This window comes from Novosphingobium sp. ST904, assembly GCF_001298105.1.
Lineage (GTDB): Bacteria > Pseudomonadota > Alphaproteobacteria > Sphingomonadales > Sphingomonadaceae > Novosphingobium.
Genome location: NZ_LGJH01000110.1, coordinates 1 through 20,342 on the forward strand (window position 1 = coordinate 1; position 20,342 = coordinate 20,342).

General features: G+C 65.2%; 17 protein-coding genes, 1 tRNA gene and 3 pseudogenes. 13 read left to right on the plus strand and 8 right to left on the minus strand.

What is annotated here, in order from left to right; genetic code table 11:
- Positions 1-71 precede the first annotated feature (71 nt).
- From ADT71_RS04205 to ADT71_RS04215, 3 genes and pseudogenes are all read right to left on the minus strand, one after another.
- A complete protein-coding gene (locus ADT71_RS04205; RefSeq protein WP_054435448.1) occupies positions 72-1,325 on the minus strand; it encodes an SPOR domain-containing protein in 1,254 nt (417 codons plus the stop codon).
- A 23-nt stretch (positions 1,326-1,348) separates the two neighbouring features.
- Positions 1,349-1,810: a hypothetical protein gene (locus ADT71_RS04210; protein WP_231635571.1), complete on the minus strand. Its 462-nt coding sequence runs from the start codon at positions 1,808-1,810 to the stop codon at positions 1,349-1,351.
- Positions 1,811-1,889: 79 nt separating this feature from the next.
- Positions 1,890-2,614 (minus strand): annotated as a pseudogene (locus tag ADT71_RS04215) (AAA family ATPase).
- 291 nt (positions 2,615-2,905) lie between these two features.
- Here ADT71_RS04215 and ADT71_RS04220 point away from each other — a divergent pair.
- From ADT71_RS04220 to ADT71_RS04240, 5 genes are all read left to right on the plus strand, one after another.
- Positions 2,906-3,997 carry an SPOR domain-containing protein gene (locus ADT71_RS04220; RefSeq protein WP_054435416.1) on the plus strand — a complete coding sequence of 364 codons (1,092 nt, stop codon included), beginning with the start codon at positions 2,906-2,908 and terminating at the stop codon, positions 3,995-3,997.
- A gap of 61 nt (positions 3,998-4,058) precedes the next feature.
- The gene (locus ADT71_RS04225; protein ID WP_082370146.1) at positions 4,059-5,357 is read left to right on the plus strand and encodes a DUF418 domain-containing protein; all 1,299 of its coding nucleotides are present in this window, start codon (positions 4,059-4,061) and stop codon (positions 5,355-5,357) included.
- Positions 5,358-5,428: 71 nt separating this feature from the next.
- Positions 5,429-5,623, plus strand: coding sequence for a bacterioferritin-associated ferredoxin (locus tag ADT71_RS04230; protein ID WP_054435417.1), 195 nt, complete (start codon positions 5,429-5,431; stop codon positions 5,621-5,623).
- A gap of 113 nt (positions 5,624-5,736) precedes the next feature.
- On the plus strand, positions 5,737-6,216 hold the full coding sequence (bfr, locus tag ADT71_RS04235) for a bacterioferritin (RefSeq protein WP_054435419.1): 480 nt from the start codon (positions 5,737-5,739) through the stop codon (positions 6,214-6,216).
- A gap of 26 nt (positions 6,217-6,242) precedes the next feature.
- Positions 6,243-7,301 carry a nitronate monooxygenase family protein gene (locus tag ADT71_RS04240; protein WP_054435421.1) on the plus strand — a complete coding sequence of 353 codons (1,059 nt, stop codon included), beginning with the start codon at positions 6,243-6,245 and terminating at the stop codon, positions 7,299-7,301.
- Here the strand turns inward: ADT71_RS04240 and ADT71_RS04245 are convergent.
- A pseudogene (locus ADT71_RS04245) lies at positions 7,288-9,376 on the minus strand (prolyl oligopeptidase family serine peptidase). The gene ADT71_RS04240 and the pseudogene ADT71_RS04245 sit on opposite strands and share 14 nt — an antisense overlap.
- Before the next feature lie 144 nt (positions 9,377-9,520).
- On the opposite strand from ADT71_RS04245, the gene ADT71_RS04250 reads away from it, so the two are divergent.
- Positions 9,521-10,690 carry an AI-2E family transporter gene (locus ADT71_RS04250; protein ID WP_054435422.1) on the plus strand — a complete coding sequence of 390 codons (1,170 nt, stop codon included), beginning with the start codon at positions 9,521-9,523 and terminating at the stop codon, positions 10,688-10,690.
- 43 nt (positions 10,691-10,733) lie between these two features.
- Here ADT71_RS04250 and der read toward each other — a convergent pair whose 3' ends face one another.
- On the minus strand, positions 10,734-12,110 hold the full coding sequence (gene der / locus ADT71_RS04255; RefSeq protein WP_054435423.1) for a ribosome biogenesis GTPase Der: 1,377 nt from the start codon (positions 12,108-12,110) through the stop codon (positions 10,734-10,736).
- Positions 12,111-12,273: 163 nt separating this feature from the next.
- On the opposite strand from der, the gene ADT71_RS04260 reads away from it, so the two are divergent.
- Positions 12,274-12,921, plus strand: coding sequence for a CHAP domain-containing protein (locus ADT71_RS04260; RefSeq protein ID WP_054435424.1), 648 nt, complete (start codon positions 12,274-12,276; stop codon positions 12,919-12,921).
- A 48-nt stretch (positions 12,922-12,969) separates the two neighbouring features.
- On the opposite strand, the gene ADT71_RS04265 is transcribed toward ADT71_RS04260, so the two are convergent.
- Positions 12,970-13,257, minus strand: coding sequence for a DUF3297 family protein (locus ADT71_RS04265; RefSeq protein WP_054435425.1), 288 nt, complete (start codon positions 13,255-13,257; stop codon positions 12,970-12,972).
- A gap of 88 nt (positions 13,258-13,345) precedes the next feature.
- Here ADT71_RS04265 and ADT71_RS04270 point away from each other — a divergent pair.
- The 5 genes and pseudogenes from ADT71_RS04270 (at position 13,346) to ADT71_RS04290 (ending at position 17,939) form a co-directional block, all read left to right on the plus strand.
- Positions 13,346-13,420, plus strand: a tRNA-Val gene (locus ADT71_RS04270).
- Between the two features lie 120 nt (positions 13,421-13,540).
- The gene (gene serS / locus ADT71_RS04275; protein WP_054435427.1) at positions 13,541-14,821 is read left to right on the plus strand and encodes a serine--tRNA ligase; all 1,281 of its coding nucleotides are present in this window, start codon (positions 13,541-13,543) and stop codon (positions 14,819-14,821) included.
- A 160-nt stretch (positions 14,822-14,981) separates the two neighbouring features.
- A complete protein-coding gene (gene surE, locus ADT71_RS04280; protein WP_054435428.1) occupies positions 14,982-15,746 on the plus strand; it encodes a 5'/3'-nucleotidase SurE in 765 nt (254 codons plus the stop codon).
- Positions 15,746-16,863 (plus strand): annotated as a pseudogene (locus ADT71_RS04285) (LysM peptidoglycan-binding domain-containing protein). The gene surE and the pseudogene ADT71_RS04285 overlap by 1 nt, the downstream one beginning before the upstream one ends.
- Positions 16,864-16,874: 11 nt before the next feature.
- Complete coding sequence (locus tag ADT71_RS04290) at positions 16,875-17,939, plus strand: TrkA family potassium uptake protein (RefSeq protein ID WP_054435429.1); 1,065 nt, start codon at positions 16,875-16,877, stop codon at positions 17,937-17,939.
- Here the strand turns inward: ADT71_RS04290 and ADT71_RS04295 are convergent.
- Positions 17,931-18,323 (minus strand): DUF1761 domain-containing protein, encoded by a 393-nt coding sequence (locus tag ADT71_RS04295; RefSeq protein ID WP_054435430.1) that lies wholly within the window; start codon positions 18,321-18,323, stop codon positions 17,931-17,933. The two genes, ADT71_RS04290 and ADT71_RS04295, sit on opposite strands and share 9 nt — an antisense overlap.
- Before the next feature lie 161 nt (positions 18,324-18,484).
- Here ADT71_RS04295 and rimO point away from each other — a divergent pair, with 161 nt between their 5' ends.
- Positions 18,485-19,867 (plus strand): 30S ribosomal protein S12 methylthiotransferase RimO, encoded by a 1,383-nt coding sequence (rimO, locus tag ADT71_RS04300; RefSeq protein ID WP_054435433.1) that lies wholly within the window; start codon positions 18,485-18,487, stop codon positions 19,865-19,867.
- A gap of 274 nt (positions 19,868-20,141) precedes the next feature.
- On the opposite strand, the gene ADT71_RS31145 is transcribed toward rimO, so the two are convergent.
- Entirely contained in the window at positions 20,142-20,339 is a 198-nt protein-coding gene (locus ADT71_RS31145) for a hypothetical protein (protein WP_132469335.1), read from the minus strand.
- Positions 20,340-20,342 lie beyond the last annotated feature (3 nt).

Consider the following 20,342-nt stretch of genomic DNA (forward strand, 5'->3'; position numbering starts at 1 on the left):
CTCCTGTCTTCGGACAGGAGCCGTTTAGTTCACATGGAACTCAGGTGCGAGGCCAGGGCCTCGCGGAAACTCTAAAGCTCGGCGCGGCGCATCTGGTTGGTGCCGACGCCGCCCGGCAGCGGCCGCTGCTGGGCATAGGCGAGACAGGGATTGCCGCCCTGTCGCACGCTGGAACACACCGACTGGGCGGCGCGCTGGTCGAAGCCTTCGGCCGCGACGCGGTAATAGGTCTGCCCGTTCACTTTCGCCTCGGTAATGCGAAGGCCGTGGCCTTTGAGCGCGGGATTGCGGGACTGGATGATCCCCCAGGCGCGCCGGGCACCGTCCATCGTGCGGAAGGAACCGAGCTGGACAAGATGCGTAGCCTGGGTTGAGCTCACAGTCTGCGGCTTGCGAGCAGGCGCTGCCTTGCGGACCGGAGCGGGATTCGCGGCAGCCATCCGAACCGGCGCGGCAGGCATGGCCACCGGTGCCGGTGCCGCTTCGGCGGTACGGCTGGTGCCCCAGAAGCTCTCGCCGGTCTGGACGGGCGGCAATTCGCCGGTCGGCGCGGCAGGCGCCGGTTCGGGCGCTTCCACACGCGCCATCTGGACGTTGCCCGCAGGCGTATCGAGCGCAAGCATGGCCGGTTGCCCCGGATCGCTGCGCAGCGGTGCGCCGATAAGGCCGGCGATGCGGGCGCGGGACTGGTCGGGCCGCGCGGCGGCGGCCCACTGGCCGAGGCGCGCATCGAGCTGGTCCGCCGGAACGTCCTGCGAAGCGATCAGGCGAGCTTCGCGCCAACGCCCGTCAAGCGCATAGGCATAGGCGAGGTTCTGGCGGGCCTTGGGCGTATTCTCGCCGCCGCGCACGACGTCGGTCAACACGGCGACGCCTTCGGCGGGTTGCCCTGCAAGCGAGATGGCAAGGCCATAGTCGCTGGCGGGAATCCGGTCGTGAAGGCGTGCCAGCACTGCCGTCGCTTCGGCGGAGCGCCCTGCGCCAATATAGGCAAGCGCGGTGCCGAGCCCCGTCCGGGGGCTCTGGTCGCCCAGCGAAACGGCATCCTCGAACGTGGTCGCCGCCGAATCGAACCGACCCGCGGAAAGATAGGCCTGCGCCAGTGCAGCACGGGCCGAACCATCGCGCCGGGAGCGGGCCACGCGCTGTTCGGCACGCGCGAGATCCCTGTCGGCGCTCCGACCGGCCTCGGCGTCACCTGAAACGGCAGTCGCTCCGGTCGCCGCCAGCGGCATCTGCCCCGCGCAGCTCACGAGGAGCGCGGCGGCCATCGCGGTGCAGACGGCAAGTCCGGCATTGCGGGCACGAATGTTGAGGCGGTTCATCGGATCGACCCTTTGGCCCGGCATCAACCTCGCCCGCCGACCGTGACGGTCAGCGGCGCGATTTCCGGCATTTCGGAGAGGAACTTGTCGAGCGCCTCGGTCACGAGGACTTGCGCGCTGCGGTTCAGCAGCACACCGGCCATCCTGAGCCGGAAGTGACGTTCCGCATCAAGCCGCAGCGTGAAGGCCGCGCGGCGACCTTCCAGCCCGGACGAACGCGTCGGCAGGGCGCCGCGATTCATGCGCTCGGAGATCGCCTCGATCTGGCGGACCACGTCAGGCACCGGCGCGCTGGCAGGCAGTTCGGTGCTCGGACCGGGCAGCGGCGCCGTTTCCGGCAGGCCAGCAAGTTCCCGATCGCACCGCTCCGGATCGTTCCGAGCGCCCTCGCTCTGGCCCCAGTCGTTCCAGCCGAGATCCTCGATACGTGCGGTATCGACCGGAAATCCGCCGATTCCGAAGTTCGCCGCGTCCTGACGGCGCATCGCCGGGCGGGCGCGCCCTTGCGGGCAAGCAGGCCCGGCGTCAGCGAGGCAAAGCCGTGTTCGCTCATTCCGGTCATCGTCAGGACCCTGCAACACGGCGGCCGAAGCCGCCAACGGGACGAGGCGCACCGGGCGTGGCCGTCTGTCCGGCAAGCTGGGGCGCGGAAAAGACGGTGCGGCGGAAATTGCGTTCGAGACGGTCGGAAACGTAGTTCCACAGCGCCGTCACTTCCTGTGCCGAGCGCCCGTTGGGATCGACTTCCATGACCGTGCGGCCATCGATCATCGAGGCGGCGAAGTCCGTCCGCTGGTGCAGCGTGACCGGCGCGACCGTCCCGTGCTGCGACAGCGCGACGGCAGCCTCGGCAGTGATGCGGGCCTTGGGCGTGGCCGCATTGACGACAAAGATCAGCGGTTTGCCGGAACGTTCGCACAAGTCGACGGTCGCCCCTACAGCGCGCAGGTCGTGCGGGCTGGGGCGTGTCGGCACCACGATCAGTTCGGACACCGAAATGACGCTCTGGATCGCCATGGTGACGCCGGCGGCGTATCGATCACGGCGAGCTTGAAGCCCTGCTGGCGCAGCACCTGCAAATCGCCGGCGAGACGGGCCACGGTAGTCTGGGCGAAAGCGGGATATTCGGCCTCGCGCTCGTTCCACCAGTCGGCAAGCGAGCCCTGCGGGTCGATATCGATGAGGACGACGGGGCCAGCGCCGGCACGCTGCGCCTGCACGGCGAGATGACCGGAAAGCGTGGTCTTGCCCGAACCACCCTTCTGCGATGCCAATGCCAGTACGCGCAAAGCCGTTACCCCCCGAGGACGCCGCCGGAAAAAATCGGCGACCCACAAGAGGCTGGATCGCAGATCGTTCCTAATTTAGGGTTAATCCCGAGGGACCGTTCCGGCCTCTCCCATGCCGCGTCCGCCCCGTTGGCCGCGGCCGGGCAGACGCGGCCGCAACATTTATTTTACCATCGAGTTTAACGCGACTTTCGCCCTTACATGGGCATTTTCCGGGATCTTCGGATGGAACGGCGAACACCTTCGCTTACCATGACCGGGACCCGGCGACGAAATTGGGGCCAAAGCAACGTGCGGAAAAATCTACGCTCCCTTCGGCTCGGCCTGTGCGGCTGCACACTGGCGGGACTCGCCTTCACACCGGCGCTGGCCGATGTGAAGGCCGGAGTCGATGCCTGGTCCGCCGGGAACTACCAGGCCGCCGTCCAGCAGTGGAAACCCCTTGCCGACAAGGGTGACGCCGACGCCGAATTCAACCTGGCGCAGGCCTACAAGATGGGCCGCGGCGTTCCGCTCGATCCGGCCAAGGCAGAGGATCTCTACGGCAAGGCAGCAGCCAAGGGCCACATCCAGGCGGCCGACACTTACGGGCTCATGCTGTTCCAGCGGGGTGAGCGCCAGAAGGCCCTTCCCTATCTGGAGGCGTCCGCCGAAAGGGGCGATGCCCGGGCGGAGTACATTCTCGGCGTTGCGCATTTCAACGGGGATGTCGCGACGAAGGACTGGGTCCGGGCTTATGCGCTCGTCAGCCTTGCCCGGCAAGCCGGACTGCCCCAGGCCGCCAATGCACTGGCGCAAATGGATGAGCATATCCCGCTGGAAGATCGCCAGAAAAGCGTCCAGCTCGCCGCCCAGCTTTCCAGTGAGGCCGAGGCGAATCGCGCCAGGCAGACGGCGGGCGCCGAACTTGGCAGCCCGGCGCGCGCTGCGCCCACGCCCACGCTTCCCAAGGTGGCTGCGGTGAACGGCCCCGCCAATGCCGGTGCGGACTATACGCTCGCCCCGTCACCCCGCCCGGCCGCCACCTCCATGCCATCGCGCATCGCCGCCGCACCTCCGGTGCCCAAGGCCGAGCCCGTAAAGGCCCAGCCGCCGAAACCGCCGGCTCCGAAAGCGCCAGCTCCGAAACCGCAAACTTCACCGGCCGCCGCGGCCGGTAGCTCCTGGCGGCTCCAGCTTGGCGCCTTCGGCGTGTCCGGCAATGCCGAAAAACTCTGGGCCTCCATTTCAGGCCGCCCGGAAATGGCAGGAAGCCGGCGCCAACTGGTGCCCGCAGGCAAGCTGACAAAACTCTATGCCACCGGTTTTTCCAGCAAGGCACAAGCGGAAAAGGCCTGCGTGGCGCTCAGGGCTTCGGGCAAGGAATGCATCGTCACCTCGTAGTCTTCGGCTCACCGTCGACTCGAAACGGTTGATCGCTTACTCTCCCGGCGGAGAATGAGGAATGCCGAAAACGATCACGGGCGAACATGCCCGTGCAGTCCACCGTGCGCCCGAAACACCGCCCCCACCCGGCGGCGGCCGCATCGTCACGCTCGATCTGATCCGCGGCGTCGCCATTCTGGGCATTCTCGCGATAAACGTGTCCGGCTTTGCCGGGCCTGCCATCGGCGCATTATCGCCGGACTTTCCTTCCCCAAGCAACTTCGCCAACGAAGCCGCGTGGGGCTTCGGATTCCTGTTCTTCGAAGGAAAGATGCGGGCACTCTTTGCCATGCTGTTCGGCGCCGGGATCGCCCTGCAATGCGAACGCATGGATACGGCAGGACGCGACGGCGACGTGATCCAGGTGCGCCGCCTGTCATGGCTCATGGTATTCGGCACCCTGCATTACCTGCTGCTCTGGTGGGGCGACATCCTGTTCGTCTACGCCTGCTGCGGCCTTGCCCTCCTGTTCCTGCGGCGCCTTTCCGGCCCTGTTCTGCTCGGCATTGCCGCAGGTATTTCCCTCACCGCCACGGCTATAGATTTCTGGTCCACGCTTCCGCTCGTTCGCGCAGAAGAAGCTGTAAGGCTGGGAACCGCCAGCCTCTCCCAGCAACAGGACGTCTTCGCGCGGCTGGAGCTCTACCGCCAGAATGTCGCGGCGCAGGCCCTCCTGTACCACTCGGACTTCACCGATATCGCGCTGACCAAGCTGCGCGGCGATCCGTTCTGGCTGTTCAGGATGACGGCCCACGCCTGGAGCGAAGTGCTGCCTCTCATGCTCATCGGCGTCGTGCTGCTTCGCGGCGGCTTCTTCTCCGGCACTTGGCCCCGCCGCAGGATACGCGCGCTGGGCCTTGGCGCTGGCGCGACCGGCCTCGCTCTCACGAGCGCCGTTCTCTGGTGGAGCTGGTCCCGGCACTTCCCGCCGATCGCCATGGCCGCGCTGCTGGGCGAAGGACTGTTCGTGCCGCACCTGCTGACGGCGCTGGGCTACGCATCCCTGCTGATACTGGCCGCTCCGCGCCTGACCCGCACCGACCTGGGAAGACGGCTCATGGCGACAGGGCGCGTCGCCTTCAGCAACTATATCGGGACCAGCCTGCTGATGTGCTGGCTGTTCTACGGATGGGGACTGGGGCTTTACGGACAGGTCGGTCCGCTGGGCCAATGGCTCTTCGTGGCGATTGGATGCGCGGCCATGCTGGGATGGAGCGAATTGTGGCTGAGTCGCTTCCAAAGAGGCCCGCTGGAGCTGCTCTGGAGGTCTCTCGTACTGCAAAAACGGTTGAAAAATCGCCTCCCCGCAACGGCTTGAAAGGCAAATGAAGAACGCTATTGCGATCCATTTGCATTTGCATATGATGGTCTCCCAAGAGGATTCGCATCATGTACGTCTGCATCTGCAATGCCATTCGTGAGACCGACCTGCGTACCGTTGCCCGCTGCTGCCGCGGCGATGCCACGGCGCTTTACGGGGCTCTCGGACATGCGCCGCAGTGCGGACAGTGCCTGGACGAAGCCGAAGATATTATCGCCGAGGAATCGGCAACCGCCAACGCGCCGCTGAGCGCGGCAGCCTGACCCTGTAACAAGGCGGTCAAACCCGGCTTCGGTCGGGTGTTTTCGCGCGCCTGCTTGCCTTGTCAGTTCGGAGAGGCCATAATCCGCCCGAACAAATTCAGGAGCATCCCCCCATGAAGGGCGACCAGCAGGTCATCGACTATCTCAACAAGGCGCTCTTCAACGAGCTTACCGCGATCAACCAGTACTGGCTGCACTACCGCATGCTCGACAACTGGGGCATCAAGAAGCTGGCCGAATACGAACGCCACGAATCGATCGACGAGATGAAGCACGCCGACGTGCTGGCCGATCGCATTCTCTATCTCGATGGCCTCCCCAACTTCCAGGCGCTCGGCAAGCTGCGCATCGGCGAAAGCGTCGAGGAAGTGCTCAAGGCCGATCTCGCGCTGGAATACGATGCCATCCCCCTGCTCCGGGATGCGATCGCACACTGCGAAACCGTGCGGGACTTCGTCAGCCGCGAGATTTTCGCCCGCATTCTCGAAAGCGAGGAAGAACACGTCGACTTCCTCGAGAAGCAGTTCGACATGATCGAACGCATGGGCATCCAGAACTACTGCCAGCTCCAGAGCAAGCCGGCCGAGGACTGACCGAAACCGGAGGCGCGCAAGACCGCATGGATTTTCTCGCGCGCCTCCAGCTTTCGGTCCCCCTGATACAGGCGCCGATGGCGGGCACTTCGACCCCCGCGCTCGCCGCTCAGGTTTGCGAAGCCGGTGCATTGGGCTCACTTGCCCTCGGCGCCATCGGCCCTGAAGCGGCGCGGCAACAGATTGCCCAGTTGCGCAGCCACACGGCCCGGCCTTTCAACCTCAACCTCTTCGTTCACGAGACATCTCGGCCCGATCCTGCCGGAGAGCAGGCCTGGCTCGAAGCGCTGGCTCCCACTTTCGCGCTGTACGGTGCCCAGCCACCCACCGCGCTGGAAACGATCTACGAAAGCTTCGCCGGCAACGCGGCCATGGTGGATGTGGTCCTCGAGGCCAGGCCAGCGGTCGTCAGTTTCCATTTCGGACTGCCGGAAGCCGCCACGATCGATGCGCTGAAGCGGGCAGGATGCCTTCTGCTCGGCAGCGTCACCAGTCTGGCCGAGGCCGAACTATCGCGCAGCGCCGGGATCGACGTGCTCGTTGCGCAAGGGTGGGAGGCCGGCGGACATCGCGGCATGTTCACCCCCGATGCGCCGGACGACCGGCTCGGCACCTGCGCGCTGACACGCCTGCTCGTTTCATGGGGCAAACTGCCGGTGATCGCAGCGGGCGGGATCATGGACGGCCGCGGCATTCGCGCCGCCCTCGATCTCGGCGCAGTGGCCGCGCAGCTCGGAACCGCTTTCGTCGCCTGCCCTGAGAGCAACGCCGATGACGGCTACCGCGCACTGCTGGCCTCCGATGCCGCATGGCACACGGTGATGACCCGGGCGATCTCGGGCCGTCCGGCGCGGTGCCTCGCCAATCGCTTCACGGAGCTTGGGCAGCGCGCGGATCTTCCGCCGGTTCCGGCCTATCCGCGCACTTATCATGCCGGAAAGGCGCTCAGCGCCGCTGCCCTGAGCCGGGGAGAGACCCTGTTCGGCGCGCAATGGGCGGGACAGGGCGCACCCTTGTCCCGCGCCTTGCCGGCGGCGCAGCTGGTTGCCCTGCTGGCCGCCGAACTCTCGGCTACTCGGCCTTAGCAGCGGGAGCAGCGGCCTTGTCGGTGCGATACTTGTCGAACCACGCAAGGATCGCCGAGGCTTTCGCCGCCGATTGCGAGGGCCGTGCGGCAATGCCGCCATGGCTCGCCCCCGGCACCTTGACCAGCGCGGTGGGCACGCCGCGGATCTGCAGCGCGGCGTAATACTGCTCAGCCTCGCTGACGGGCGTGCGATAGTCGTCCGATCCCACCACGACCATGGTCGGCGTCTTGACGTTTCCGACCAGGCTCAGCGGCGAGCGGCGCCAGTATTCCATGGGATCTTCCCAGGGCTTCTTGTCGAACCAGTAACGCGATGTGAACGGCGTGGCATCCATCGTCAGGGCTTCGCTGATCCAGTTGATCACAGGCTTCTGCGTGACGGCGGCCTTGAAACGGTCATTCTTGCCGACGATCCACGCCGTCAGCACGCCGCCGCCCGATCCCCCGGTGACGAAGAGGTTGTCAGGATCCGCCACCCCGTCCGCGATCGCGGCGTCAACCGAAGCCATGAGGTCGTCGTAGTCGGTGCCGGGATAAGCCCGGTCGATCATGTTGGCGAACTCCTCGCCGTAGGACGTGCTCCCGCGCGGTTGGTATAGAGCACCGCATAGCCGTGCGCCGCGTAGAGCTGGTAATCCGTGGAGAAGCCCGGTGCATAAGCCGTGTTCGGCCCGCCGTGGATTTCAAGGATCAGCGGCGCCTTCCTGCCCGGCGCCAGGCCCGGCGGCGTCACCAGCCATGCATCGATGGAACGGCCGTCCGGCGCGGTTACGGCAAGCTTGCGAACGGGCGCCAATGCCTTCGCATCCATCCATGTGCCGTTGAGGTCGGTCAGCTTGCGCCCTGCCCCGCCGCCCGACACCCAGAGGTCGGCTGGCCGCTGGGCCGTGCCCGAGGTATAGGCGATGCGCCCGTTGCCGGACACGCTGAAGGCGCCTCCGGTGTAGGGACGGTCGAAGTGATCACCCGGGCTCAGCCCCTCGACGACGTTCTTGATCGAACCGTCCAGCCCCACCCGCGCGACATGGGTCTTCGCGTGATCGTCATACTGAACCATGATCGCCGAATTGCCGCCCAGTCGAGCGCATCGATCGAGTGGTCGAAGCCCTTGGTCAGCAACCGCGAACCGGTGCCGTCGATATTCATGACGTAGAGGTCGGAGTTCTCGTAGGAACGGTTGACGTCATCGAAGCCCACATAGGCGACATGCTTGCCATCCGGCGAAACCACCGCGCCGGCGTCGGGCCCATTGCGCGAGGTCAGCGCCATAACCGCGCCGCTGGCGAGGTCGAGCGCGTAGACTTCCGAGTTGTTGATGTCGCGCTGCCAGTTCTCGTGGCGATTGGCGCTGAACAGGATACGCTTTCCATCCGGGGTCCACGACAGCGGCCCGCCATCGTCGAAATCGCCGAAAGTGAGCTGGCGCGGTGCGCCGCCCTCGGCGGAGACGAGGAACAGGTGGTCATAGCCGGGCTGCGCATAACCGCCGCCGTCGAAACGGTAAGTCACGCGGTCGATCACCTGGAGCGGTTCCGCCCATTGCGCACCCTCCGGCCGATTCGCCGGCTGCGAACCCATCTTGGCACCCTCGCCCGGCACCCGCATGGTATAGGCGATCTGGCGGCCATCGGGCGACCAGGAAAGACCGCCGGGGCTGTCAGGAAGTCCCGTCACCTTCACTTTCGCGCCGCTGTCCAGCCAGAGCACGTAAAGTTGCGGCGCGCCGGTTCCGTCGCTGGAAACGAAGGCGAGCCGCTTGCCATCCGGCGACCAGCGCGGCGAAAAGTGCGCGCCCGCACCAGTGACGAGAGGCCGCTGCACCCCTGTTGCCGCATCGACCAGCCAGATCGAAGGAACGACCTTGTCCGTCATCACGTCGGCCGCGGCGCGAACGTAGGCGATGCGGCTGCCATCCGGGGAAATCTGCGGATCGGTAACGCCGGACAGCTTGAAGAGATCGTCGGGAGTGAACCCGCGCTCGGGCCCCTTGGCCGCGGTGTCCTCCGTCGCCAGCGCGGGCGAAAGCGGAACAGCCCCGCAGGAAAGCGCGAGTACAGCCAGCCGGAAGGGCAAGGCGCGATAGGCCAGAGATCTGGGCAAGATGGAGAGCTCCCCGCTCGAATTGTAGGATGACACTCTGTCGCGCAGAGCCGATGAAAAATCCAGTCAGGATGCCTACCGGGATTGCCTCTCCCGAAATCGTGCTAAGACAGGGTCATGGAGCAACCTGAACGGCCACCTTACACCATCGAGGACTACGGTTTCGGCGTCCTCGTCATTCTCGTCACCGCGGCATTCGCCTGGCTATTGCTGCCCTATTTCGGAGCCGTGCTCTGGGGCGTGGTCGCCGCGATCCTCTTTCAGCCCCTGACCGCCAGGCTCGCCACCCACCTCGGCGGCCGCAAGAATCTGGCGGCAGGCCTCATGCTGCTGATGCTTCTGGCAATCTTCATCATTCCCACCCTGCTGCTGGGCGCCAGCCTCGTGCAGGAAGTCTCGACGATCTACGAAAAGGTCCGGGACGGGCAGATCAATGTCCCGCACATGCTCGAACAGTTCCGCGCGGCCCTGCCCGATTCGCTGGAACGGATGATCGACCGCTACGGGCTCACCGACTTCGAGAACCTTCGCCGGCAGTTCGGCGCGGGTATCGCCAACGGGTTGCAAGGGCTCGCCGCAAGGCTGCTTTCGGTGGGCCAAGGCGCGCTCAGCTTCCTCGCGGCGCTGGGCGTGATGCTCTACCTCACCTTCTTCCTCCTGCGCGACGGCGACCGGTACGGCGCCCTGATCCGCGATGCCATGCCGCTGCGTCCGCACCTGCGGGACCGGCTGGTGAGCAACTTCATCGTCGTCGTGCGCGCAACGATGAAGGGCACCGTGGTTGTCGCGGTGGCGCAGGGCGTGGTGGGCGGTACGATCTTCTCGCTGCTGGGCATCGAGGGATCGCTGCTCTGGGGCGTAATGATGGGCTTCTTCTCGCTGCTGCCAGCCGTCGGCACCGGCCTCGTCTGGGTGCCCATGGCCGGCTACCTCTTCGCGACGGGGCAGGTCTGGCAAGGCGCGGTCCTGGCCTTCTGCGGCATGTTCATCATCGGCATGATCGACAACATCCTGCGCCCGATCCTGGTCGGCCGCGATACCCGGATGCCCGATTTCGTGGTGCTCATCGCAACGCTGGCGGGCCTGCAGATCTTCGGGCTCAACGGCTTCATCGTCGGCCCGGTGATCGCGGCCCTGTTCATCGCGGTGTGGAACCTCATGCGCGAGATCAAGAACAGCGACGGCCTGCTGGAACCCGACGCGATCGACATCGAGGAAGTGGAAGTCGAGGAAAGACAGGCCGAATCCCCCAGCTCCGAAGCCGAAGTGGCAGCGCACCCCTCCTGATACGAAACAGGCCGCCGGAAACGATCTCCGGCGGCCTTTTTCGTTACTTGGCGAACGGGTTCTTGGGCATCCGCAAATTGAGCCGGATCGGCACCGCGTCGAACCCGAGTTCCCGGCGGATGCCGTTGATCAGGTAACGGCGGTAGCTTTCCGGCAGCAGGTCAAGCCGGGTGCCGAACAGCACGAAGCCCGGCGGGCGGGTCTTGGCCTGCGTGATATAGCGCAGCTTGATGCGCTTGCCGCCCGGCGCCGGCGGCGGATTGGCCGACAGCGCATCGTCGAACCAGCGATTGAGCGCCGCTGTGGGCACACGCTTGCTCCATGCCTCGCGAATCGAGAATCCGGCGGCGATGAGTTCGTCCAGCCCCTTTCCGGTCCGCGCCGAAACCGCCAGCAGCGGAACGCCGCGCACCTGGGCAAGGCCATCGTCAAGCGCGCCGCGAATGCCGTTGAACAGCGCAGAGGCGCCTTCCGCAACGTCCCACTTGTTGATCGCGATGATCAGCGCACGGCCTTCTTCGAGCACCTTCGAGGCGATGGTGAGATCCTGATGCTCCAGCCCGCGCGTCGCATCGAGCAGCAGCACGACGACTTCTGCAAAGTCGATCGCATGGCGCGCGTCGGCCACGGCCATGCGCTCCAGCTTCTCGGTGACATTGGCGCGCTTGCGCATGCCGGCGGTGTCGATCAGGCTGACCTGGCGGACTTCCTGCGTCTTGGGATCGGTCCATTCCCAATCCACCGTGATCGAATCGCGGGTGATGCCCGCTTCCGGTCCGGTAAGCAGGCGGTCCTCACCCAGAATCCGGTTGATCAGGGTGGACTTTCCCGCGTTTGGACGGCCGACGATGGCAAGCTTGAGCGGACGGCGCAGCAGCGCCTCCTCGTCAACTTCCTCCTCGAATTCCGGCTCTTCAGGCTGAAGCGAATCGAGATGCGGCAGGAGCGATTCGAACAGGTCGGCCATGCCCACGCCATGTTCGGCCGAAAACGTGATCGGCTCGCCAAGGCCAAGCGAATAGGCCTCGAGGACGCCGCTCTCACCCGCGCGCCCTTCGGCCTTGTTGGCCAGCAGGACCACCGGCACCGGCGAGGCGCGCAGCCACTGGCCGATCTCCTCGTCGAGCGGCGTCAGGCCGGCGCGCGCATCGACCACGAAAAGCGCGACATCGGCGGTTTCCAGCGCCGCTTCGGTCTGCTTGCGCATACGGCCGGGCAATGTTTCGGCCTCGTCGTCTTCCCAGCCCGCCGTGTCGACGATCTGGAATTTCAGGCCGAGCAACTCGGCGTCGCCGAAACGACGGTCGCGCGTCACGCCCGGCTGATCGTCGACGAGCGCGAGCTTCTTGCCGACGAGCCGATTGAACAGCGTGGACTTGCCGACGTTGGGTCGGCCGATGATGATCACCTGAGGAAGCATGTTGATAACTCGATAAAGGATTCCGGCCCCTAGGGGAATTCGGCGCAGATGGAAACGTCTGCATTTTCGCAGCGCAACAGGGAAGCCCGGGAACAAATTCTTACTTCGGCGTTAACCATGTGCCGAAGGAATCCCCTAACCGTATCGGGCAAATCTGGAAAACATGAAGGTTTATCCTATAGCAATCATGTTGAGCCTGGCTGCCGCGGCCTCCTCTCCGGCCAGCGCCCGCTCCGCGATCGACGACGCCCTGGCCGGCATGGACGACGACCGCTCCGCCGCCGCCAAAGGCCCGGATTACCTCGAATGCGTGCCTTATGCACGCCAGCTTTCCGGCATCCAGATATACGGCGACGCCCATACCTGGTGGAAGCAGGCAAAGGGTCGCTACGCCACCGGCCGCGCACCGCGCATCGGCGCGGTCATGGCGATGGAACCTTACGCAGGCTCGCAGCTCGGCCATGTCGCCACGGTCAGCAAGGTCGTCGATTCGCGCACGATCCTGGTGAGCCATGCCAACTGGTCGCCCATTGAGGGGCAACGGGGCCGGATCGAAAAGAACGTCGCCGTTCTCGACGTATCTCCCTTGAATGACTGGAGCGAAGTGCGGGTCTGGTATGCGCCGATCCACAATCTCGGCAACACGCACTGGCCGGTAACGGGCTTCATCTACAACGCCCGCCCCGGCACGGTGCAGGATGGAGCGTTCCAGACAGCCGATGCGGCCGCAGCCCCCCGGGAACGGGTGAAAGCCAGGAAAAAGGGCCGCCGAAGCGACCCTATCGGCGACATCATCGCCGGAAACTACTGACAGGTCCGCGAACCGGCCGCCCGTTTCGGACAGCCGGTTCAGGCGTCATCAGGCCTTGGCGACAGGCGCGTCTTCGCCGAGATCCTCATACCAGGCTTCGACAGGCCCCGCGAGCTTGACCGTCAGGGGATTACCCTTGCGATCCAGCGTCTTGCCGGCCTGAACGCGCACCCAGCCTTCGGAAATGCAATATTCCTCGACATTGTTGCGAACCGTTCCCTTGAAACGGATGCCCACGCCGCGCTGCAGCTTTTCCTCGTCGAAGAACGGGCTCTTCGGGTTGATCGCAAGGTGGTCGGGCGGCACGTCGGCGCCGGTTTTTGTCTCTTCGGTCATGTCTCGCGATTTAAATGGAGATGGGCGCTTGTCAATTCGATCCGACTCATCTAGAGGCGCGCTTCCGCAACGGACACAGTCCAGCAGCGGGCGCGTAGCTCAGTGGTAGAGCACACCCTTCACACGGGTGGGGTCGCAGGTTCAATCCCTGCCGCGCCCACCATCCCTTATATCCGGGATGGCTGAAAAAGGCGGACATTTCCCCAAAAACACGATGCAACTCCGGTCGAAACGGGCCGCACAAATCTTGCTTGTGCGGGCATGAGGCGGCATAGCGCGCGCCATGCACGATATCCGCCTGATCCGCGAGAATCCCGAAGGATTCGACGCCGGCCTCGCCCGCCGTGGGGTAGCCCCCGTGGCCGCCGAAATCCTCGCCCTCGACGAGCAGCGCCGCTCCGTCGCCACGCGCATGCAGGAAGGGCAGAATCGCCGCAACGAGGCCTCGAAGGCGATCGGCAAGGCCATGGGCCAGGGCGACAGCACCACGGCCGAAGCTCTGAAGGCCGAAGTCGCCCAGCTCAAGGACACCCTCCCCGCGCTCGAAGCCGAGGAGAAAGACCTTTCGGCACAGCTGCACAATGCGCTCGCCGCCCTGCCGAACATCCCGGTAGCCGACGTACCGGACGGCGCGGACGAGACCGAGAACCTTGAAGTCGCCAAGTGGGGCACGCCCGGCACGTTCGCGTTCGAGCCGAAGGAACACGCCGATCTCGGTCCGGCACTCGGTCTCGACTTCGAGACAGGCGCGAAGATTTCCGGCGCCCGCTTCACGTTCCTGAAGGGCCAGATGGCCCGCCTCCACCGCGCGCTCGCGCAGTTCATGCTCGACACCCAGACCGGCACCAACGGTTACATGGAATGCATCGTGCCGCTGCTGGTCAAGGACGAGGCCGTGTTCGGCACCGGCCAGCTTCCCAAGTTCGCGGAAGATCTGTTCAAGACCACCGATGGCCGTTGGCTGATTCCCACCGCCGAAGTCTCGCTGACCAATGCGGTGCAGGACGAAATCGTCGATACTGCCGCCCTGCCCCTGCGCATGACCGCGCTCACCCCCTGCTTCCGCTCGGAAGCGGGCGCTGCGGGCCGCGACACGCGCGGGTTCATCCGCCAGCACCAGTTCGAGAAGGTCGAACTCGTCACCGTCTGCCCGCCCGACCAGTCGGAAGCCGAGCACGAGCGCATGGTCGCCGCCGCCGAATCGATCCTGCAGGCGCTGGAACTGCCCTATCGCAAGGTGCTGCTCTGCTCGGGCGACATGGGCGCCACCGCGAAGAAGACCTTCGACCTCGAAGTCTGGCTGCCCGGTCAGGCCGCCTACCGCGAGATCAGCTCGATCTCGAACTGCGGCGACTATCAGGCCCGCCGCATGAACGCGCGCTACAAGCCCGAAGGCTCGAAGAAGACGGAGTTCCTGCACACGCTCAACGGCTCTGGCCTCGCGGTGGGCCGCACGCTGGTTGCCGTGTTGGAGAATTACCAGCAGGAAGACGGCTCGGTACTGGTGCCTGAGGCTCTCAAGCCCTGGATGGGCGGGATCGAAAAGCTGGAGCCCCGCTTCTAAGGGGCTTCGACAAGCTCGGCCTGAGCGGATTTGAGTGGGGCATCCTCCCATTTCACGCAGGCCGAGCCTCCCCTCCGCTCATCCCGAGCTTGTCGAAGGATGAATGGACCGGCGCCTCGCTTGGACCACCAAGCCCGCGCCACATTGCGAGAAAGACACCATGCGCATTCTGCTCACCAACGACGACGGCATCAACGCCCCCGGCCTCTACGTTCTTGAAAAGATCGCCGCGCAGCTTTCGGACGATATCTGGATCTGCGCGCCGAGCGAGGAACAGTCGGGGGCCGGCCATTCGCTGACGCTCGGTCGTCCGGTGCGCATGCGCGAACACGCGCCCAAGCGTTTCTCGGTCACCGGCACGCCTACCGATTCGGTGACCATGGGCATCAAGAAGGCCATGCCCGGACCGCCCGACCTGATCCTCTCCGGCGTCAACCGCGGCGCCAACCTCGGCGATGACGTGACCTATTCGGGCACCGTCTCGGCCGCGATGGAGGGCGCGCTGGCAGGCATCCGCTCGATCGCGCTGAGCCAGGTCTATGCGGGCGAAGGGCACGGCAACAACGTCAGCTTCTCCGCTGCCGAGGAATGGGGCGCCAAGGTACTGAAGCCCCTGCTCGATGCGCCATTCGCGCCGCGAACGCTGGTCAACGTCAACTTTCCGCCCGTCGCCGGGGCCGAGGTCAAGGGCATCCGCGTGGTCCGCCAGGGCTTTCACGACTATGCACGCGGTTCGGTGGTCGAAGGCGTGGACCCGCGCGGGTTCCCCTACTTCTGGTTCGGCCTTCACGGCATCGAGCATACGGCCGGCCACAACACCGACCTCGAAGCGATCTCCGAGGGTTATATCTCGGTAACGCCGCTCCAGCTCGACCTCACGCATGACGCATCGCTGGCCGAGATCGCGAGCCGCTTCGAAGCATGATGCGGAAGTCCCTTCTCCTGCTGGCGGCGCTCGCGCTGCCGATCGCGCCCGCCTTCGCCGCGTCCCCGAACACCCGTCAAGGGAACGAGGCCGTGCACGTCGTCGTGGCGGGCGAGACGCTGAACGGCATCGCCAACCGCGCGGGCGTTTCCGCCGAGGCGCTGGCCAGCGCAAACGGGCTAAAGGCGCCTTACGTCGTGAAGCTCGGCCAGAAGCTGACGATCCCTCGCGCCAAGGTCGCCGCGACCAAGGCCGCTCCGGTGCCCGCCAAAAGCGCGGCGAACCCGGCAGCGCCGGCAAAGAAGGCCGCAGCCGCCGCAAATTCGACTGCAAGAGCCGCCATCGCCGCTGCCGGGCCGCCCGAGCAGGAGAGCGTCCACGTCGTCCAGCCCGGAGAGACGCTCGGCAGCATCGCACTCGCCGCCAAAGTACCGCGCATCCTGATCGCCGAGGCCAACGGCCTGCAGCCGCCCTACAATGTGCGCCTGGGCCAGAAGCTGCAAATCCCGCGCACTCGCCGTCATGCGATAAAGGCAGGCGATACCGGCTTCTCGATCTCCTACAAATATGCCGTCCCGTGGGAGCAGATCGCCCTCGCCAACGGTCTCGATCCAACGGCTCCGGTAAAGGCGGGGCAGTCGCTGTTGATCCCCACCCTGCTCGATCCGCCCGCGACCAGCGCTGCCCCCGTCACCCCGGTCACAGCCCCGCCCCCGCCGAAGGCAGCGCCGTCCACCGGGACAGCGCGTTTCGCCTGGCCGGTGAACGGCCCCGTGCGCCGCGGTTTCGCGACCGGCGCCGACCATCACGACGGGCTCGACATCAAGGCGCCTGAAGGCACGATGGTCCGCGCTGCCGCCGCCGGCACCGTCCGGTTCGCCGGAATGGAGAAGGAGCAGTTCGGCAACCTCGTCGTGATCGATCACGCCAGGGCTGGTTCACCGCCTATGCCTTCCTCAGCCGGGTCACGGTGAAGGAAGGCGCGAAAGTCGCCATTGGCGAGCGCGTCGGCCTGGTCGGCAGCACCGGCCTTGCCAAGGGCAACGAACTGCACTTCGAAGTCCGGCAGGACGGCAAGCCGGTTGACCCGCTGGACGAGCTGCCCAAGGCTCCGTAAGCTCGCCGGGCATGTCGAAGAGACGCCCTGCCTCCAATCCGCCAAAGGCGCCCGTTTTCAAGCCGCTGCGCCGCTCGCTGGCTGTTCCGGTGTGGGCCGACGTGGCCCTGCGGCTGGGCGGCGCATTTTTCCTGATCTTCGTCGTCATCATGGTCCACTGGAGCGACCGGGCGGGCCTCCACGATGTCCATGACGGGCAGGTCAGCTTCCTCGATGTCGTCTACTTCACGATGATCTCGATCACGACGACAGGCTTCGGAGACATCGCCCCCGTCAGTGATCGCGCCCGCCTGATCGAGGCCGTACTGGTCACGCCGATCCGGCTCGCTGTCATCACCATTTTCGTCGGCACCGCCTACAATTTCATCATCAAGCGCAGCTGGGAGACATGGCGCATGAAGCGCATCCAGGAACGGCTGGAAGACCACATCGTCGTGCTCGGCTTCGGCGTCAGCGGCTCGGAAGCAGTGAAGGAACTCGTCGAACGGGGAACCGAACCGGCCTGCATCGTTGTCGTCGATCCGGTACAGGCCCGGCTGGCCCAGGCCGAAAGGATGGGCTGCAACGTCCTCCAGGGAGACGCCACGCGCGACGAGATACAAAACGCGGTGCGCGTGACCACGGCAAGAACCGTGCTGGTCTCAGCCGGACGAGACGATACCTCGGTGCTCATCGTCCTTACCGCCCGCCACCTTGCCCCCAAGGTGCCGATCACGGTTGTCATCCGCGCCGACGATAACGAACTGCTCGCCCGGCAGGCCGGGGCGAACAACGTCATCAATCCGGTACGCTTCACCGGCCTCCTGCTGGCCGGCTCGGCCGATGGGCAGCATGTGGCGGATTATTTCTCCGACCTCGCTTCGGTGGCAGGCCGCGTCCAGCTTGTCGAACCGGTTGAACCGTCGGAAGTGGGCCGTTCGCTCGACCAACTTGCGACCGGCGGCAAGGGCCTCAGGATCTATCGCGGAAACCGCACGATCGGCTTCTGGGAAGACGAGGCGCAGTCCCTGCAACCGGGCGATATCGTGGTCGAGATCACGCCGACGAAGAGCAGCGACGACGAGCCGTCAACCTAGCGCCCAGAACACCAGCCCCATCGCCAGATAGGCAACCAGCCAGAACAAGCAGTCCATCACACGGCGAATCGGCTCGGCGCGGTAGCGAACATGCGTCAGCCAGATCGCGGGCAAGACGAAAGCAATGGCGACGCCGCCGGTCTGCATGAAATAGAGCCAGGGCTTCGCCGCCAGCGTTTCCGCGCCGATCCGCGCGAAGTTGTGCCCGAGCATGATCGAACTGACGAGGAACACGAAGCAGACGATTCCGTAGTTCCCCGCGCGTTCCGATTTTCCCGGCGCCAGTCGGCGGTCATTCTGAAACGGCGGTCCGTTCCAGACGAAGCCCACTACCACGGCGAGCACTGCTGCGAGAACCACGGCCAACCAGTTTACCGGACCCATTGCCACATTCCTTTTTCCAACAGGACCTTCCTTGCGCAGGCTCGTTGCCGTGGCGCAAGGCCGCGGTGAGATCGTGAAGCACATCGGCGGGGCTGCGCTGCGGGTATGATTCGTTTTTCGTGACTCTTGGCCGTAATAAGCGTATCGGGCCGGCCATTCCTATGGCTATTGAAATCCCCTCTCCGCCCAAGGTCGGCATGGTCAGCCTCGGCTGCCCCAAGGCGCTTGTCGACTCCGAACGCATTCTCACCCGGTTGCGCGCCGACGGCTACACGATGAGCCCGGACTATGCCGGCGCCGATGTCGTGCTCGTCAACACTTGCGGTTTCCTCGATTCCGCAAAGGAAGAGAGCCTGGCTGCGATCGGTGAAGCCATTGCCGAAAACGGCCGCGTGATCGTCACAGGCTGCATGGGCAACGAGGCCGACGTGATCCGCGCGCGCTTCCCGGACGTGCTCGCCGTAACCGGCGCGCACCAATACGAAGCCGTGGTCGAGGCCGTGCACGACGCCGCCCCGCCCGAGCTTTCGCCCTATGTCGATCTGATCCCGCAGATCTACGACGAAGCGGGCGTGAAGCTGACGCCGCGCCACTACAGCTATCTGAAGATTTCGGAAGGCTGCAACCACGCCTGCTCTTTCTGCATCATCCCCAGCCTGCGCGGCAAGCTGGCGAGCCGCCGCATCGACGCGGTGCTGCGCGAGGCGGAAAAGCTCGTGCAGGCGGGCACGCGCGAACTGCTGGTCATCAGCCAGGACACTTCGGCCTATGGTGTCGACGTGCGCCATGAAACGCGCACATGGAAGGACCACGAGGTCCGCACCCACATGACCGATCTCGCCCGCGAGCTTGGCCAGTTGAGCGATTCGCAAGGCCGCAAGCCTTGGGTGCGCCTGCACTACGTCTACCCTTACCCGCACGTCGACGCGGTGATCCCGCTCATGGCGGAAGGGCTGCTCACCCCCTACCTCGACATTCCGTTCCAGCATGCGGCACCCTCGGTGCTCAAGTCGATGAAGCGCCCGGCCAACGAAGCCAAGGTGCTTGATCGCCTGCGCAAGTGGCGCGAAATCTGCCCGGATATCGCCATCCGCTCCAGCTTCGTGGTCGGCTTCCCCGGTGAGACCGAGGCGGACTTCCAGTACCTGCTCGACTGGCTCGACGAAGCGCAGCTCGACCGTGTCGGCGCGTTCCGCTTCGAGCCGGTCGAAGGCGCCAGCGCCAACAACCTGCCGAACGCCGTGCCGGAAGAGGTCAAGGAAGAACGCTACGCCCGGATCATGGAGAAGACCGCCGCGATCAGCGCTGCCAAGCTCCAGGGTAAAGTCGGCCGCATCCTGCCCGTCATCATCGACGAAGTGGGCGAAGCGGACGAGGATGGCGACATCGGCGCAACCGGCCGCTCTCAGGCCGACGCTCCCGAGATCGACGGCAACGTCTTCCTCCGCAATGCCGGGAAGGACATGCAAGTCGGTGATATCGTTGATGTTCTCATCGAGGATGCCGACGAGCACGATCTTTATGGAGCGATCACCACCGGCTGACGACATCGGTGGCAGACGCCTGAGTTGCACGCCTTGCAACATTGCCCAATCTTTTCGCATTTGCGGCGAATCGGTGTCGGGAGCATATGGAGCAGGCCTTTCAGGCATCCTCTCCCAAAAACTTTCAAAGGGCTGGTCTTCGGACCGGCCCATTTTTTTGCCCGCTTTCCTTGCCTGGCGATCGGTATCGCTCTCCGACCAAGAAGTGCGTGCGAGAACGCGAGATGCCTGAGGACAAGGCAACCCTTATCCAGATTCGATCATGCCTCGTGCATCAGCCGCAAGGAACGAGCGCCTCGGCATCGTTCACTTTGCCCTTCCTCATGTGCAATTCCGGCAAGTCCTGAAGCCGATGGGAATGCCGGTTTTTCAGCGCCTGAGCGATTGGTTGCATGTCACGCAACAGCAGGAAAGTTTTTCGCATTTGCAGCAAAACGTGTCCGGGATCATAAGGATCGGGCCTTTCAGGCATCCT